The 14,606-nt window shown below is 76.1% G+C and carries 14 protein-coding genes and 2 tRNA genes; 12 read left to right on the top strand and 4 right to left on the bottom strand.

The genetic code is table 11. The annotated features are described in order from the left end of the window. Positions 1–37: 37 nt before the first annotated feature. The 3 genes from GSF02_RS02010 (at position 38) to GSF02_RS02020 (ending at position 3,809) form a co-directional block, all read left to right on the top strand. A complete protein-coding gene (locus GSF02_RS02010; protein WP_159792235.1) occupies positions 38–385 on the top strand; it encodes a DUF485 domain-containing protein in 348 nt (115 codons plus the stop codon). Positions 386–435: 50 nt separating this feature from the next. Then, entirely contained in the window at positions 436–2,046 is a 1,611-nt protein-coding gene (locus GSF02_RS02015; RefSeq protein WP_235915316.1) for a solute symporter family protein, read from the top strand. A gap of 116 nt (positions 2,047–2,162) precedes the next feature. Then, positions 2,163–3,809 carry a dihydrolipoyl dehydrogenase family protein gene (locus GSF02_RS02020; protein WP_159792474.1) on the top strand — a complete coding sequence of 549 codons (1,647 nt, stop codon included), beginning with the start codon at positions 2,163–2,165 and terminating at the stop codon, positions 3,807–3,809. A 79-nt stretch (positions 3,810–3,888) separates the two neighbouring features. Here GSF02_RS02020 and GSF02_RS02025 read toward each other — a convergent pair whose 3' ends face one another. The 3 genes from GSF02_RS02025 to GSF02_RS02035 all read right to left on the bottom strand — a co-directional run bounded on the left by GSF02_RS02025 (position 3,889) and on the right by GSF02_RS02035 (position 6,511). Next, entirely contained in the window at positions 3,889–4,923 is a 1,035-nt protein-coding gene (locus GSF02_RS02025) for a glycine betaine ABC transporter substrate-binding protein (RefSeq protein ID WP_159792237.1), read from the bottom strand. Positions 4,924–5,063: 140 nt separating this feature from the next. Further along, positions 5,064–5,759: an ABC transporter permease subunit gene (locus GSF02_RS02030; RefSeq protein ID WP_159792239.1), complete on the bottom strand. Its 696-nt coding sequence runs from the start codon at positions 5,757–5,759 to the stop codon at positions 5,064–5,066. Next, on the bottom strand, positions 5,756–6,511 hold the full coding sequence (locus tag GSF02_RS02035; protein WP_159792241.1) for an ABC transporter permease: 756 nt from the start codon (positions 6,509–6,511) through the stop codon (positions 5,756–5,758). Before GSF02_RS02035 ends, GSF02_RS02030 begins: the two co-directional genes overlap by 4 nt. 48 nt (positions 6,512–6,559) lie before the next feature. Between GSF02_RS02035 and GSF02_RS02040 the strand changes: the two genes are divergently transcribed. The 3 genes from GSF02_RS02040 to GSF02_RS02050 all read left to right on the top strand — a co-directional run bounded on the left by GSF02_RS02040 (position 6,560) and on the right by GSF02_RS02050 (position 9,059). Then, positions 6,560–7,582: an ABC transporter ATP-binding protein gene (locus tag GSF02_RS02040; RefSeq protein ID WP_159792243.1), complete on the top strand. Its 1,023-nt coding sequence runs from the start codon at positions 6,560–6,562 to the stop codon at positions 7,580–7,582. Continuing rightward, positions 7,579–8,496: an ATP-grasp domain-containing protein gene (locus GSF02_RS02045; protein ID WP_159792245.1), complete on the top strand. Its 918-nt coding sequence runs from the start codon at positions 7,579–7,581 to the stop codon at positions 8,494–8,496. The genes GSF02_RS02040 and GSF02_RS02045 overlap by 4 nt, the downstream gene beginning before the upstream one ends. 161 nt (positions 8,497–8,657) lie before the next feature. Beyond that, positions 8,658–9,059 carry a DUF1304 family protein gene (locus GSF02_RS02050; protein ID WP_159792247.1) on the top strand — a complete coding sequence of 134 codons (402 nt, stop codon included), beginning with the start codon at positions 8,658–8,660 and terminating at the stop codon, positions 9,057–9,059. Positions 9,060–9,093: 34 nt separating this feature from the next. Here the strand turns inward: GSF02_RS02050 and GSF02_RS02055 are convergent. Beyond that, positions 9,094–9,169 (bottom strand) — tRNA-Arg (locus GSF02_RS02055). Between the two features lie 260 nt (positions 9,170–9,429). On the opposite strand from GSF02_RS02055, the gene GSF02_RS02060 reads away from it, so the two are divergent. The 6 genes from GSF02_RS02060 to GSF02_RS02085 all read left to right on the top strand — a co-directional run bounded on the left by GSF02_RS02060 (position 9,430) and on the right by GSF02_RS02085 (position 14,596). After that, positions 9,430–9,618, top strand: a complete 189-nt coding sequence (locus tag GSF02_RS02060) for a hypothetical protein (RefSeq protein WP_159792249.1) — start codon at positions 9,430–9,432, stop codon at positions 9,616–9,618. Positions 9,619–9,788: 170 nt separating this feature from the next. Further along, positions 9,789–10,421, top strand: a complete 633-nt coding sequence (gene orn / locus GSF02_RS02065) for an oligoribonuclease (RefSeq protein ID WP_159792251.1) — start codon at positions 9,789–9,791, stop codon at positions 10,419–10,421. A 79-nt stretch (positions 10,422–10,500) separates the two neighbouring features. Continuing rightward, positions 10,501–10,573, top strand: a tRNA-His gene (locus GSF02_RS02070). Positions 10,574–10,672: 99 nt separating this feature from the next. Further along, on the top strand, positions 10,673–12,337 hold the full coding sequence (locus tag GSF02_RS02075) for a GTPase (RefSeq protein ID WP_235915310.1): 1,665 nt from the start codon (positions 10,673–10,675) through the stop codon (positions 12,335–12,337). Continuing rightward, positions 12,334–13,911, top strand: coding sequence for a GTPase (locus GSF02_RS02080; protein ID WP_159792255.1), 1,578 nt, complete (start codon positions 12,334–12,336; stop codon positions 13,909–13,911). The genes GSF02_RS02075 and GSF02_RS02080 overlap by 4 nt, the downstream gene beginning before the upstream one ends. Positions 13,912–13,963: 52 nt before the next feature. Then, positions 13,964–14,596, top strand: a complete 633-nt coding sequence (locus GSF02_RS02085; protein ID WP_159792257.1) for a single-stranded DNA-binding protein — start codon at positions 13,964–13,966, stop codon at positions 14,594–14,596. Positions 14,597–14,606: the final 10 nt, after the last annotated feature.

The raw sequence follows: 14,606 nt of genomic DNA on the forward strand, positions 1-14,606 counted from the left end.
CACCTTGGCCCGCCGACTGCATGCCAACGGAGGCATCATGGCCGAACTTGCCGAGCCGGCACGCTCTGCCGGCGAGACGGACTACCAGCGCGTCGAGAGATCACCGGAGTTCCAGGACCTGCGCCGCCGGTTCCGCAGCTTCGTGTTCCCGCTGACGGCGCTGTTCCTCGTCTGGTACTTCGTGTACGTCCTGCTCGCCAACTACGCCCACGACTTCATGAGCATCCGCCTCGGCGGCTCGGCGATCACCGTCGGGCTGCTGTTCGGGCTGGGGCAGTTCGTCTCGACGTTCGTCATCACCATGCTCTACGCCCGCTGGGCCAACCAGCGCTTCGACGCGCAGGCCGACGCCCTGCGCCGTGAGATCGAGGGGGACGACCTGTGAGCGCGATCGCCACCGCCCTGCCCGCCGGCCCCGCGGCCCCGGGCACCGTCGTGCAGGCCGCCGCCGGCACCGACGTCGGCAACCCTGCGGTCAACCTGAGCATCTTCGCCGCCTTCGTGGCGGTGACGCTCTTCGTCGTGCTGCGCGCGTCGCGGCAGAACAAGTCCGCCGCGGACTTCTACGCCGGCGGACGGTCGTTCACCGGCCCCCAGAACGGCACCGCCATCGCCGGCGACTACCTGTCGGCCGCCTCGTTCCTGGGCATCTGCGGCGCCATCGCGATCAACGGCTACGACGGGTTCCTGTACTCGATCGGCTTCCTCGTCGCCTGGCTGGTGGCCCTGCTGCTCGTCGCGGAGCTGCTGCGCAACACCGGCAAGTTCACGATGGCGGACGTGCTGTCGTTCCGGCTGCGCGAGCGCCCCGTGCGCATGGCCGCGGCGCTGGCCACGCTGCTCGTGGTCTTCTTCTACCTGCTGGCCCAGATGGCCGGCGCCGGTGGCCTGGTGGCCCTGCTCCTGGGGGTGGACTCCGCGGCGGGCATCAGCGCGGTCATCACCGTCGTGGGCGTGCTGATGATCCTGTACGTGCTGGTCGGCGGCATGAAGGGCACCACCTGGGTGCAGATCATCAAGGCCGTGCTGCTCATCGCCGGCGCCGCCGTGATGACGATCTGGGTGCTGTCGAAGTTCGGCTTCAACCTCTCCGCGCTGCTGCAGGGCGCCGTCGACGCCGCCGGCGAGGGCGGGCAGTCGCTGCTCGAGCCGGGCCGCCAGTACGGCGCCACCGGGCTGTCCAAGCTCAGCTTCCTGTCCCTGGCGCTGGCCCTCGTGCTCGGCACCGCCGGCCTGCCGCACGTGCTCATGCGCTTCTACACGGTGCCCACGGCCAAGGAGGCCCGCCGCTCGGTGGTCTGGGCGATCTGGCTGATCGGCATCTTCTACCTGTTCACGCTCGTGCTCGGGTACGGCGCCGGCGCGCTCGTGGGGCCCGAGACCATCAACGCCGCCCCGGGCGGCGTGAACTCGGCGGCGCCGCTGCTGGCGTTCGCGCTCGGCGGCGAGATCCTGCTCGGCATCATCGCCGCGGTCGCCTTCGCGACGATCCTCGCCGTCGTCGCCGGTCTGACGATCACCGCGGCGGCGAGCTTCTCGCACGACATCTACGCCAACGTGATCAAGAAGGGCCGGGTCAACCCCGACGCCGAGGTCCGCATCGCCCGCTGGACGGTGGTCGTCATCGGGCTCGTCGCGATCGGCGGCGGCGTGCTGGCCCAGAAGCAGAACGTGGCGTTCCTCGTCGCGCTCGCGTTCGCGGTCGCCGCGTCGGCCAACCTGCCGACGATCGTGTACTCGCTCTTCTGGAAGCGGTTCAACACCGCCGGCGCACTGTGGAGCATCTACGGCGGACTGATCTCGTGCATCGTGCTCATCGTGTTCTCGCCGGTGGTCTCCGGCAGCGAGACGGCGATGATCCCGGGCGCCGACTTCGACTGGTTCCCTCTGACCAACCCGGGCCTGGTGTCGATCCCGCTCGGCTTCCTGCTGGGCATCGTCGGCACGCTGGTGAGCTCCGAGCCGCCGCACCCGGAGAAGTTCGCCGAGATGGAGGTCCGCTCGCTCACCGGCGCGGGCGCGGAGCGCGCCACCGCCAGCCACTGACCGGCGCCGGCCGGCACCACGGCACACCGAACGACACGCCGACACGGTCGCCTGCCCGCGCGCCCGCCGCGCGGGCGGGCGACCATGGCCGCATGACGGGGAACGAGACCGAGGCAATGACCGCGGCGGCGACCGACCGACGGGCCGACCCGGGCGAGGAGACCTTCGACGTCGTCGTGATCGGCGGGGGTCCGGTCGGGGAGAACGCCGCCGACCGGGCCGGGCGCACCGGGCTGTCGGTGGCGCTGGTCGAGGCCGAGCTGGTGGGCGGGGAGTGCTCCTACTGGGCCTGCATGCCCTCCAAGGCGCTCCTGCGCCCCGGCGCGGCCCGCGCGGCGGCCGCCGCCACGCCCGGCGTCGGCGGCGCCGGCCCGCTCGGGGACGGGCCGCTCGACGTCGAGGCGGTGCTGCGCTGGCGCGACGAGGCCACCAGCGGGTGGGACGACGCCGGGCAGGAGGCCTGGCTCAAGTCGGCCGGCATCACGCTGGTGCGCGGCCACGCCCGGCTGGCGAGGGAGCGGCTCGTCGAGGTGACGCCCGTCGACGCGGAGGTCGACGAGCTGGTCGGCGCCGGACGCGCGGACGGCGGCGGGGACGGGCACGGCAGCGGGGACGGAAACGGTGATGCCGGCCGCGCGGCGGGCGTGGCCGGCGGCGCCCCGCGACGCCTGCGGGCGCGGCACGCCGTCGTCGTCGCCACCGGCAGCGTGCCCGTGCTGCCCGACGTGCCCGGGCTGGCCGAGGCGGCGCCGTGGGCCAGCCGCGAGGCCACCGCCGCCGCGACGGTGCCCGCGTCGCTCGTGGTGATCGGCGGCGGCGTGGTGGGCGCCGAGATGGCCACCGCCTACGCCGACCTCGGCTCGCGGGTGACGCTCCTGGCACGCGGCGGCCTGCTGTCGGGCGCGGAGCCGTTCGCGGGCGAGCTGGTGGGCCAGGCGCTGCGCGACCTGGGGGTCGACCTGCGCCTCGGCGCCGACGTGCGGTCCGTGTCCCGCAGCGAGCCGGGCGGCCCCGTCACCGTGACGTTCGCCGTCGACGGCGGCGCCGAGCAGACGGTCACCGCCGCCGAGGTGCTCGTGGCCACCGGGCGCGTGCCGCGCACCGGCGACCTCGGCGTCGACGCGCTGGGCCTGGAGGCGGGCACGGCGCTCGCCGTCGACGACACCCTGGCCGTGCAGGGCGTGCCGGCCGGCCCCGACGGGCCGTGGCTGTACGCGTGCGGCGACGTGACCGGCCGCGCGCAGACCACCCACCAGGGCAAGTACCAGGGCCGGGTGGTGGGCGACGTGATCGCCGCCCGCTTCGGCGACGCCGGCGCGTCCGGTGCGCCGACGGCGGGCGAGCCCGCCCCCGCGCCGGGGCAGGAGCCCCGCCCCTGGTCGCGCTACGCCGCGACCGCTGACCACGCGGCGCGCACACAGGTGGTGTTCACGCGGCCGCAGGTGGCCTGGGTGGGGCTGACCGAGCGTGAGGCCCGCGCCGCCGGGCTGCCGGTGCGGACGGTGGCCTACGAGCTGGGCGACGTCGCCGGGGCCAGCGTCACCGGCCGCGACTACGCGGGTCGCGCCCAGGTCGTCGTGGACACGGAGCGGCGGGTGCTGGTCGGTGCGACGTTCGTCGGGCCGGAGGCGGGGGAGATGCTGCACGCCGCGACGATCGCCGTCGTCGGGCAGGTGCCGCTGGACCGGCTCTGGCACGCGGTGCCCGCCTACCCCACGGTGAGCGAGGTGTGGCTGCGGTTCCTGGAGGCCTACGGCCTGTGACGCGACCGCGCCCGGCACGCGGCCGCCCGGCGACCCGGCCGTGGCCGAGGGCGCCGGGCGGAGCCGTGCGCGGTGCGGGTCAGGAGGTCGCGAGCGCGCCGTCCGAGCTGAACACGAGGCCGAGGGTGATCTCGCCCTTCTGCAGCGCGGCCTTGGTCAGCGGACCGCCGGCGTCGAGGGAGCGGAACTCGCTGAACGTCAGGCCGTAGGTCTCCTCGAGCCCCGGCTGGCAGAAGGGCCGGTCGGTGCACTCCGGGCCGGCGCCGAGCACCAGGCCCTCGCAGGCCTCGGCCAGGTCGGACAGGGTCCGCACGTCGTGCTCCTGCGCGAACGCCTGGGTCACGGCGTAGGCGTTCTGGTCCTGGGCGGCCGACGGCGTGCCGAAGACGAGGCCGGACTGCTCGCCGAGGCCGGTGAGCGCCTCCACCGTGGCGTCCAGGTCTCCGCTGGCGACCGGCTCGGCGTCGGCGCCGTTGACCTGCTTGTTGAGGAACTCCGCCAGCGTGCCGACGTACTCCGGCACCACCTGCACCTGCGAGCCGTCCTGCAGCGCGGGCAGGTAGGTCTCGCGGTTGCCGATCGTGGTCACGGTGACGTCGTAGCCGGCCGAGTCGAGCACCGCGGCGTAGATCGCCCCGAGCGTGGCGCTCTCCGCGAAGTCGGCGGCGCCCACGGCGACCGCGCGGCCCCCGCCGGCGCCGGCGTCGGTCGCGGCCAGGCCGGACTGCTCGACGAACTCGGCGGCGACCTCCTGCGAGCTGCGCCGCTCGACGTCGACCGCGCGGTTGAGCCGGATGAGCGTGTCGGTGTCCAGCGCGGCGGAGACCGAGTCCAGCAGCGGCACGAGGGCGGGGTCCGCGTCGGCGGTCGCGGCGTTCACCGCCGGGACGACGTTGTCGACCGTCTGCAGGTGCCGGTCGTCCTCGAGCACGACCAGCGCGTCGTCCGGGACGGGCTCGCACGTGGCGGCGACCGGGGCGGCCGAACCACCCGTCGTGGCCGAGGCGTCGGCGGAGCCGCCGGCGGAGCCGGGGGCGCCGCAGCCGGCGAGGGCGAGGATCGCCGCGGCGGCGGCCGCGAGGCTCGCGGCGCGGGCAGGGCGGGGGAGGGTCATCGTCTGCTCCGGTTCTGTGGGTCCCGTCGTGGCGCGCGTGGCCGCGTGCCGCCGGTGGCGGGCCCATTCGACCGTGCGCCACCGACAACGGCAACACGGACGGCGCGCCGGGCAGTCCCGCCGCCCGGCCGCACCGCAGGTCAGCGCGCCGCGGTGGCGGCCGCGCGAGCCCGCAGGGGCCGCGGCACCGCGAACCGCTGCGCGAGGGCGAGCAGCCCGTCGACCACCAGGCACAGCGCGGCGACCAGCAGGCCGCCGGCGAGCACCTGGCCGTAGCGCTGCGTGCCCATGCCGAAGGCGATGACGTGGCCCAGGCCGCCGCCGCCGGCCAGGGCGGCGAGCGGGACGGTGGCGACCACCTGCACCACCGCGGTGCGCACCCCGGCGGCCAGCAGCGGCACGGCGAGCGGCAGCTCCACCTGCCACAGCACCCGCCCGCCCGGCATGCCGAGGCCGCGGGCGGCGTCGCGCGCAGCCGGGTCGGCGCCCCGCACCCCCTCGTAGGCCCCGACCAGCAGCACGGGCACGGCGAACAGCGCGGCCGCCAGCACCGTGGCCGTGTCACCGAAGAGCCCGGCGGTGGCCAGCAGCAGGATGACCGCGAGCGTGGGCAGCGCCCGGGACGTGTTGGAGAGCGCGACGACGACGGCGGCGCCCCGGCCGGCGTGGCCGAGCCAGGCGCCCAGCGGCAGCGCGACGGCGGCGGCGAGCAGCGCCGCCAGGACCGACATCACCAGGTGCTGCCCGGTCAGGTCGAGGATCCCGCCCGGCGCGGTCCACGACAGCGGGTCGTTGAGGTAGCGCAGGGCCTGCGCCAGGACGCCGTCGCCGGTCATGCCGCCTCCCCGCGCCCGTCCGCCCCCAGGTCAGTCCCCGTGCCTGCCCGCACTGACGCCCGTGCGGGCTGCCCGTGGCCCGCCCGGCGACCGCCGTCGGCCCGGCCCCGCAGCCACGGCGTCGCGGCGCGGCCGGCGGCCCACAGCAGCGTGTCGAGGACCAGGGCCATCAGCAGGCACGCGAGCGTGGCCGTGGTGATCTCGGCGCGGTGGAAGTTGTTGCGGAAGCCCTCGAACATCAGCTGCCCGAGGCCGCCGTAGCCGACCACGACGCCGACGGTCACCAGCGCCACGGTCGTGACCGTCGCCAGCCGCAGGCCGGAGACCACGGCCGGCAGCGCGGCGGGCAGCTGCACGCGGAGGGTGACCTGCGCCGGGCCGTAGCCGAGCCCGCGCGCGGCGTCCAGCGCCGCGGGGTCCACGGACTGCAGCCCGGCGAGCGTCTGGCGCAGGATCACCAGCAGCGCGTACACCACCAGCCCCACGAGGACGGGCGTGCGACCGATGCCCAGCAGCGGCGCGAGCACGGCGAACAGCGCCAGCGACGGCACCGTGTACAGCACCGAGGCGGTGCCGACCACGGCGCCGGCCGCGCGCCGCCGTCGGCCCACCAGCAGCGCCAGCGGCACCGCGACCGCCGCGGCGATCGCCACGGCCTCCAGGGTGAGCAGCAGGTGCTGCCAGCTGCGCGTCGCGAGCACGTCAGCGTTCGCGCGGACCCACTCGAGCGAGAACCACGGGTTGCCGGGCATGCCCCGAACCTAGCGGGCGCCGCCGACGGGACCGCTAGTGTCGGGGTCGTGTCCGCGCGCATCGAGCTCGACGCCGTCCGCAAGGAGTACCCCGACGGGACGGTGGCCGTCGGGTCGCTGAGCCTCGTCGTCGAACCCGGGGAGGTGCTCGCCCTCGTCGGGCCGTCCGGCTGCGGCAAGTCCACCACCCTGCGGATGATCAACCGCCTCGTGGAGCCCACGAGCGGGCGGGTGCTGCTCGACGGCGAGGACGTCGCGCGCACCGACCCGGTGCGGCTGCGCCGCCGCACCGGCTACGTCATCCAGGACGTCGGCCTGCTGCCGCACCGGACCGTCGCCGCGAACGTCGCGACGGTCCCGCGGCTGCTCGGCTGGGACCGGCGCCGCACGCGCGACCGCGTCGCCGAGGTGCTCGAGCTCGTCGGCCTGCCGCTGGCCACCTACGGCCGCCGCTATCCCCACCAGCTCTCCGGCGGCGAGCGCCAGCGGGTGGGCGTGGCCCGGGCCCTGGCCACCGACCCGCCGGTGCTGCTGCTCGACGAGCCGTTCGGCGCCGTGGACCCCGAGCGGCGCCGGCAGCTGCAGGCCGAGGTGGGCCGGATCCTCGCCGACGTCGGCACCACCGTGGTGCTGGTCACGCACGACATCGACGAGGCCGTGCGCCTCGCCGACCGGGTCGCCGTCCTCGGCACCGGCGGCGTGCTGGAGCAGGTGGCGCCGCCCCTGGCGGTGCTCGCCCACCCCGCGAGCGAGCGCGTGCGCGACTTCGTCGGCGAGGGCGCGCAGACGCGGCTGCTGCAGCTCGCCCGCGTGGGGCGCGACGACGTCGAGGCCGCCGGCGTCGAGGCGCCTGCCGGCGCGCCGGCCGTGCCGCTGGGGGCGCGGCTGTCGGAGGCGTTCGAGGCGCTCGCGGCCCTGCCGGCCGGGGCGCCCGGGCGGGTGCGGGTGCTCGACGACGCCAGCCACGCCGTCGGCACGCTCACCGCCGACGGCGTGCTCGCGGCGCTGCGGCGGGCCGCCGACGCCGCGGCGCCGGCGGCCTCGCCGGCCCCGGTTAGGCTCGGGGCGTGACCACCGAGAACCACACGTCCCGCCGCGTCGCCCTCGTCACCTGTGCCGAGCTGCCCGACCTCGACACCGACGACAAGCCCCTGGTCGCCGCGCTCGCGGAGCGGGGCGTGACCGCCGAGCCGGTGGTGTGGGACGACGCCGACGTCGACTGGGACGCCTACGGCCTCGCCGTCGTGCGCTCGACCTGGGACTACTCCGCCCGCCGCGACGAGTTCGTGGCCTGGGCCGAGCGCGTGCCGCGCCTGGCCAACCCGGCCGCGGTGCTGCGCTGGAACACCGACAAGCGCTACCTGCGCGCGCTGGAGGACGCCGGCGTGCCGGTCATCCCGACGATCTGGCTCGACCCCGACCGGCATCTGTCCAAGCGGGCCGTGCACACACGCATGCCGGCGTTCGGCGACTTCGTCGTCAAGCCCGTCGTGTCGGCCGGGGCTAAGGACACCGGCCGCTACCAGCCGGTCAGCGCCGAGTCCCGCGCCCTGGCCATCCAGCACGCGATGACGCTGCTCGACTCGGGCCGCTGGGTCATGATCCAGAAGTACGTCCAGAGCGTGGACACCGAGGGCGAGACCTGCCTGACGTTCGTGGACGGCGAGTTCCGCCACGCCGCGCACAAGAAGGCGCTGCTGAGCGGCCCGGCAGAGGCGTCGACCTCGTACCGCGAGGAGGAGATGTCGCCGGTCGAGGCCACGCCGGCGCAGATCGACGTGGCCCGCCGCGCCCTGCAGGTCGCGGCGGAGGCGGTCGGCCTCGCCGAGCCGCTGCTGTACGCGCGGGTCGACCTCGTCGAGGGCGAGGACGGCGTGCCGACGGTCATCGAGCTCGAGCTCACCGAGCCGTCCCTGTGGCTGCAGCACTCCGGCGAGGCGCGCACGCTCGACGCGCTGGCCGACGCGATCGCCAAGCGGGTCTGACCTTCCGGCGGCCTCCGAGCCGCCGTCCGACCACGCGGCAGGTTCCCCCGGCGGGGACCTGCCGCGCCGTCGTCTCGAGGGCTACCGTGATCGCGAGCACCGGTCGACGCCGATCGTGGCTCGGCGGTCCGGTCCGGCCGCTCGTGGTGAGGTGAGGCAGCATGCTCGTCGCCGTGTGGGTGCTGATCCTGATCGCCGGGATCGTGCACGTCGTGGTCTTCGTCTGCGAGGCCTTCCTCATCGACCGGCCGATCGTGTACTCCGGCCTGTTCCGGCTGCCCGCCTACGACCCCGCGATCCGGCTGTGGGCGTTCGGCGTCGGTTTCTACAACCTCTTCATCGGCCTCGGCGCGATCGCTTCGGTCGTGCTGTGGGCGAGCGGGCAGGACGTGGCCGGCCGGACGCTGGCGATCTATCTCATGAGCCTCATGCTGCTGGCAGCCCTCGCGCTCGTCGTCGCCGACCGGATGGGGCTGGGCCGCGAGCGTGGCAAGGGCCTCGGCGGCTCGGTCGGCCAGGGCCTCGTGCCGCTGCTCGCCCTCGTCGGGATCGCCCTGGCCTGAACGGTGGCCTGGACGGGTCGCGTGCCGGCCGGCGTGGTGCCCCCGGCAGGACTCGAACCTGCAACCTACGGATTAGAAGGCCGGTGCTCTATCCATTGAGCTACGGAGGCGTGGCCACCATCGTAGCCAGCCGCGCCGGTCGGCCCGTTCCGCGGTGCGCCCCGGGGGTGCACCGGCCGTGGCCTGCGGAGGTCCTGGACGGACCGCCGGACGCCACCCCGTCAGACGCGGGAAAAAGAGTCGCGCCGGAGCCACGGTCGTTGGAAGAGTCTGGGACGCACCGCGGTGACGTCCGACCCGGCCCCATGCCGGGCGGTGGAGGGGACCTGGCCCGTCCCGAGCACTCCGTCGTCACGAAAGAAGCACCACCATGCATCCCGAGATGGTCTGCGCCCTGGCGCAGGCCGACCACCGCGAGCGTCTCGCCGAAGCCGAGAACGCCCGCCTCGTCCGTCGCCTCGCTCGCGAGCGACGCGTCGGCCTCCCGGTCCGTCCCCGTCGCGGCCTGCGCTGGCCGCAGTACCGGCCCGCCATCCTGGTGGGCTGGCGGGCGCTGTGACCGCCACCCCGACGTCCGGGCCCCCGGGGCCTGGCGCCGCACCTGCACGAGGGCCCCGCCGCCCGCACGTCTCCTCGCGAGCCGTCCGGAGCGCCGGGGCCCTCGCCGTACCCGGGAGCCGGTGCGGGCACCGGCGCGGCGGGGGCGGTGCCGGAACGTAGGCTGGGCCCGTGAGCACCCCGAACGACCGCATCGTCTGGATCGACTGCGAGATGACCGGGCTGGACCTGCGCTCCGACGCGCTCGTCGAGGTCGCCGCCGTCGTCACCGACTCCGAGCTCAACGTCCTGGGCGAGGGGGTCGACGTCCTCGTCGCCCCGCCGGCGGGGGCGCTGGAGCAGATGGGCGACTTCGTGCGCGAGATGCACACGAGGTCGGGCCTGCTCGACGAGCTGTCGGGCGGGCTGACCCTCGCCGAGGCCGAGAAGCAGGTGCTCGACTACATCGCGGAGTGGGTGCCGGAGCCGGGCAAGGCGCCGCTGGCCGGCAACTCCGTGGGCACCGACAAGACGTTCCTCGACCGCGACATGCCCGCGCTCGTGGGACACCTCCACTACCGGATCATCGACGTCAGCTCGATCAAGGAGCTGGCCCGCCGCTGGTTCCCGCGCGTCTACTTCGCCTCGCCGAAGAAGCAGGGCGGGCACCGCGCGCTGGCCGACATCCTCGAGTCGGTCGACGAGCTGCGGTACTACCGCGAGGCGCTGTTCGTGCCGCAGCCCGGCCCCGACTCGGCGACCGTGCGCGCGGTCGCCGAGCGCATCGCCGAGACGTCGGTCACGCGGCGCCCGGCCGTGTCCTGAGCAGCCCCTCGGCTCGGGTATGCTTTCCGTCGGCCCTTGAGGGAAACCCTCCTCGCGGAGGGGCACCACGTGGGCCGTGGTGGCTATAGCTCAGTTGGTAGAGCGCCTGGTTGTGGTCCAGGAGGTCGCCGGTTCAAGCCCGGTTAGCCACCCCGCAGCAGGACCCCCGCGCCGTCGGCGCGGGGGTCCTCGCACTTTCCGGGCGGACGTCTCGGCGCGGTCGTTTGGTGCCGTGGCAGGATGCCGCCAGGATGAACCCCGTGACACACCCCCTGGGATCGCGCGCCGTCCGCCACGCAGGACGACCGGACCCCGGCGCCGCCGACGAGCTCGGCCTCACCGTCTACGACGTCGCGCGCGACCTGCGCCGTGACATCGACGCCGTCCGCCTGGTGCTGCCGATCGAGGGCGCTACCGACGCCGAGGCCTCTCGCGGCCGCCTGCTCGCCCAGCTGGACGAGCACCTGCTGCCGCGCCTGCGCGAGCTGTCCTCGCCGGCGATCGTCGTCGTCGCGGGGTCCACCGGCGCGGGCAAGTCCACGCTGTACAACTCCCTGCTGGGCGAGGAGGTCTCCGAGGCCGGCGTGCTGCGCCCCACCACCCGCCAGCCGGTCCTGGCCTTCAACCCGGCCGACGAGGAGGTCGTGCAGAAGGGTCCGGCCACCGAGGCCTCGCGGGTCGTCTACCACGCGGGCGTGCCGCGCGGCACGGCCCTGCTGGACGCCCCGGACCTCGACTCGTTCCTGTCGGAGAACCGCACCACCGCCCAGCAGCTGCTCGAGGCCGCTGACCTGTGGCTCTTCGTCACCACCGCCTCCCGGTACGGCGACGCCCTGCCGTGGCAGGCGCTGGCGCGCGCGACCGAGCGCGGCGCCTCGGTGGCGATGGTGCTCAACCGGGTCCCGCGCGAGACGCTCACCACCGTCCGCGGCGACCTGCTGCAGCGCCTGCGCGACCACGGGATGACCGACGTGCCGCTGTTCGTGGTGCCCGACGTCGGCCCGCACGAGGGCCTGCTGGAGCCCGCGACCGTGGCGCCGATCCGGCGCTGGCTGACGCTGCTCGCCGGTCCGGAGCGCTCGCGCGCCGTCGTGGTGCGCACCCTCAAGGGCGCGCTCGGCGCGCTGCCGGCGTGGGTGACCGCGCTCGCCGACGCCGTCGACCGGCAGGCCGAGGCGGCGCACCGGCTGCGGGCCGCCGTGGAGGCCGAGCGGGCCGACGCCGTCGCGCTCGCCAGGGACGGCGTCACCGCGGGCGTCGTGGCCGGCGCGTCCGTCGAGGCCCGCTGGCGCGAGGTCAGCGGCAGCGCCAAGGTCGACCGGGTCAAGGTCAAGAACGACACCGTGCGCTCGACGCGCCGCGGCGGACGCGCCCGCGAGGAGGCGCTGCGCACGCTGCGCGCCGACGTCGAGGCCGCCGCCGCGCGCACGCTCGCCGCGGCCGGGGCCCGCGCCCACGAGCGGCTGCGCGCCGTGCTCACCGGCCCCGGGACGCCGGACGGCGGCGTCGCCGTCGTGCCCGACGCCGAGCAGCGGGCCGACGCGCAGCAGCGCGCCGCCGCCGCGGGCGTGGCGGCCTGGTCGGAGAGCGCCGCCGCCGCGGTGGACGCGCTCGGTCCCGAGGCGCCCGAGCGCGTCGCCGCGGCGGTCAAGGCGTTCGGCCCGCACGGCCTGGGCACGCTGCTGCTGGCCGCCGCCGCGGGGAGCGACGACGCCGCGCGGCTGCTGGCGCGCGTCCTCGGCGACGTGCCCGACGCCGCCGTGGCCGGCCTGCGCGACGACCTGGCCGACCGCGCCGCCGCCGTCGTCGAGGCCGAGCTCGACGCGGTGCTGACCCTGCTGGACTCGCCGACCCTCGCCGACGACGCGGCCAGCGGCCTGCGCGTCCGGCTCGCCGAGCTGAGGAGGCTCACGTGACCGACGACACGACCCTGCGGGCCCGTACCGAGGACCTCGCCGAGGCGCTGTCCGTCGCCGGGCCCCGCCTGGACGACGCGACCCGTGCGCGCGTCCAGCAGGCCGTGGACGGCGTGCGCGAGCGGCTGGCCCTCGGCGTCGACCACACGGTGGTCGCGCTCGCCGGCGGCACCGGCTCGGGCAAGTCGAGCCTGTTCAACAAGATCTCCCGGCTGACCTTCGCCGACGTCGGCGTCAAGCGGCCCACGACGGCGCGCGTCACCGCGTGCTCGTGGGACGACGGCGCCGAGGCGCTGCTCGACTGGATCGGCGTGGACCGCGAGCGGCGGATCGTCCAGGCGGACGAGCTCGAGGACGACCGGACCGAGGCGCTCGCCGGCCTGGTGCTGCTCGACCTGCCCGACCACGACTCCGTGGAGCCGCGCCACCGCGAGGTCGTGGACCGGGTGCTGCCGCTGGTCGACCTCCTGGTGTGGGTCGTGGACCCGCAGAAGTACGCCGACCACGCCCTGCACTCGGGCTACCTGCGCGAGTCCGTGGGCATGGAGGCCTCCATGCTCGTGCTGCTCAACCAGGTGGACACCGTGCCGCCGGCACGCCGCGAGGAGCTGCTGGCCGACCTGGGGCGGCTGCTCGAGGACGACGGCCTGCGCGGCGTGCCGGTGGTGCCCGTGTCCGCCCGCACGGGCGAGGGCGTGGCCCGGGTGCGCGAGATCTTCGAGGAGGTGTGCGCCCGCCGGTCGGTGGCCGCCGGGCGCGCCGCCGGTGAGCTCGACGCCGCCGCGCGGATGCTGCTCGCCCAGACGCCCGCGGAGATCCCCTGGCAGCTCGGGCCGGCCGTCGAGCGCGAGCTGCCCGTCCTGGTCGAGGCCACCGGCCTCGACGCCGTCGCGGGGCAGGTGGGCGCCGCCGTGCGCAACGGCTACGGCAAGCCGGAGTTCCCCGTCCCGGACCGCGACGCCGTCACGCTCGCCCGCTCCAGCTGGCTCACCCGGGCCGGGGCGTCCCTGCGGCCGGGCTGGCAGCGGGCGCTCGCCGAGGCGGTCGACGGGGCCGACCAGCTGCGCGCCAAGGTGACCGCGGCGACGCAGACCGTCGGGCTGGACGCGCGCGGCCCCGCTCGCTCGCGCCTGGTCAAGCGCCTCGCGGCCGCCGGGCTCGGGCTCGCCGTGGTCGCGGCCGTCGTGGCGCTGCTCGTGACCACGGGCGTGGTCGGCGCCGCGGATCCGTGGCCCGTCGTGGCGTGGGGCGCGGCGGCGGTGCTCGCCGTGGTGGGCGCGGCGCTGTGGCTCGGCGCCGTGGTGACCCGGCGCTCGCTGGCGCGCCGCCGCGAGGAGGAGGTGCGCCAGGCCGGCCGCGAGGCGCTGGCCCGCGTGCTCGTCGAGGGGCTCGGCGCGCCGACGCAGCGCCTGCTCGCCGAGCACCGCCGGGCGCACGAGCTCGCGCAGGCTGCCCGCGACCTGCCGGCCGCCGGGCCGCTGACGGGCGCGGTGAGGCTGCCCACAGTGCTCGCGGTCCCGGAGGTGTCCACAGGCGCGGCCGCCGACCGCCCGCTGGAGGCGGCCCGCGACTGATCCTCCTGGCAGCGGCCGGCACCGGGCGGGCCGACGACCCCGGAGGATCAGCATGAGCGACGTCAACGTCACCGTCACCGGCCACGTGGGGAACGAGCCAGTGATCTCCTTCTCCGCCAGCGGCACCCCGTGGACGTCGTTCCGCGTGGCCAGCACCCGGCGGGTGCGCGACCCCCGCACGGGGGAGTGGGCCGACGGGCCGACGCTGTGGTTCACGGTCAAGGCGTTCGGCGACCGCGCCTTCAACGTCTCGCAGTCCCTGGCCAAGGGCACGCCCGTGGTCGTCACCGGCCGGCTCGGCGTGGACGAGTACGAGGTGCGTCGCGGCGTCCCGGCGCCCGACGGCGAGCCCGCCGCCGAGGTCACCGAGCGGCGCACCGCCCTGCTCGTCGACAACGCCGTCGTGGCCCTCGACGTCTCCCGCGGCGTCGCGACGTACACCCGCGTGGTGCACCGGGACACCGTCCCGGGCGGGCCCGGCGACGCGGTCGGGGAGGCCGCGCGGACGGGCGCGGGCGGGGCCGACCCGTGGACGGCCGCACCGGGCGCGGGGGCGGGCGGCGCCGCGGACGTCGCCGACGACGAGGCGGCCGACGAGGACGCCGAGGGGGCGGACGAGGAGGGCGGGACCGACGGGGCCGGCACCCGGCGCGGAGGCACTGCCCAGGTGCCCGTTCCCGCCTGAGCCGGGCGCG

Origin of the sequence: Puerhibacterium puerhi (assembly GCF_009846865.1) — a bacterium.
Lineage (GTDB): Bacteria > Actinomycetota > Actinomycetes > Actinomycetales > Cellulomonadaceae > Puerhibacterium > Puerhibacterium puerhi.

Excerpts from the sequence above, each read along its gene's own strand:
- GSF02_RS02050 (WP_159792247.1), top strand. The coding sequence starts at position 8,658 with ATGCTCGTCGCCGTGTGGGTGCTGATCCTGATCGCCGGGATCGTGCAC.
- GSF02_RS02035 (WP_159792241.1), bottom strand. The coding sequence starts at position 6,511 with ATGCCCGGCAACCCGTGGTTCTCGCTCGAGTGGGTCCGCGCGAACGCT.
- GSF02_RS02060 (WP_159792249.1), top strand. The coding sequence starts at position 9,430 with ATGCATCCCGAGATGGTCTGCGCCCTGGCGCAGGCCGACCACCGCGAG.
- GSF02_RS02030 (WP_159792239.1), bottom strand. The coding sequence starts at position 5,759 with ATGACCGGCGACGGCGTCCTGGCGCAGGCCCTGCGCTACCTCAACGAC.
- GSF02_RS02010 (WP_159792235.1), top strand. The coding sequence starts at position 38 with ATGGCCGAACTTGCCGAGCCGGCACGCTCTGCCGGCGAGACGGACTAC.
- GSF02_RS02025 (WP_159792237.1), bottom strand. The coding sequence starts at position 4,923 with ATGACCCTCCCCCGCCCTGCCCGCGCCGCGAGCCTCGCGGCCGCCGCC.
- GSF02_RS02075 (WP_235915310.1), top strand. The coding sequence starts at position 10,673 with ATGAACCCCGTGACACACCCCCTGGGATCGCGCGCCGTCCGCCACGCA.
- GSF02_RS02020 (WP_159792474.1), top strand. The coding sequence starts at position 2,163 with ATGACCGCGGCGGCGACCGACCGACGGGCCGACCCGGGCGAGGAGACC.
- GSF02_RS02085 (WP_159792257.1), top strand. The coding sequence starts at position 13,964 with ATGAGCGACGTCAACGTCACCGTCACCGGCCACGTGGGGAACGAGCCA.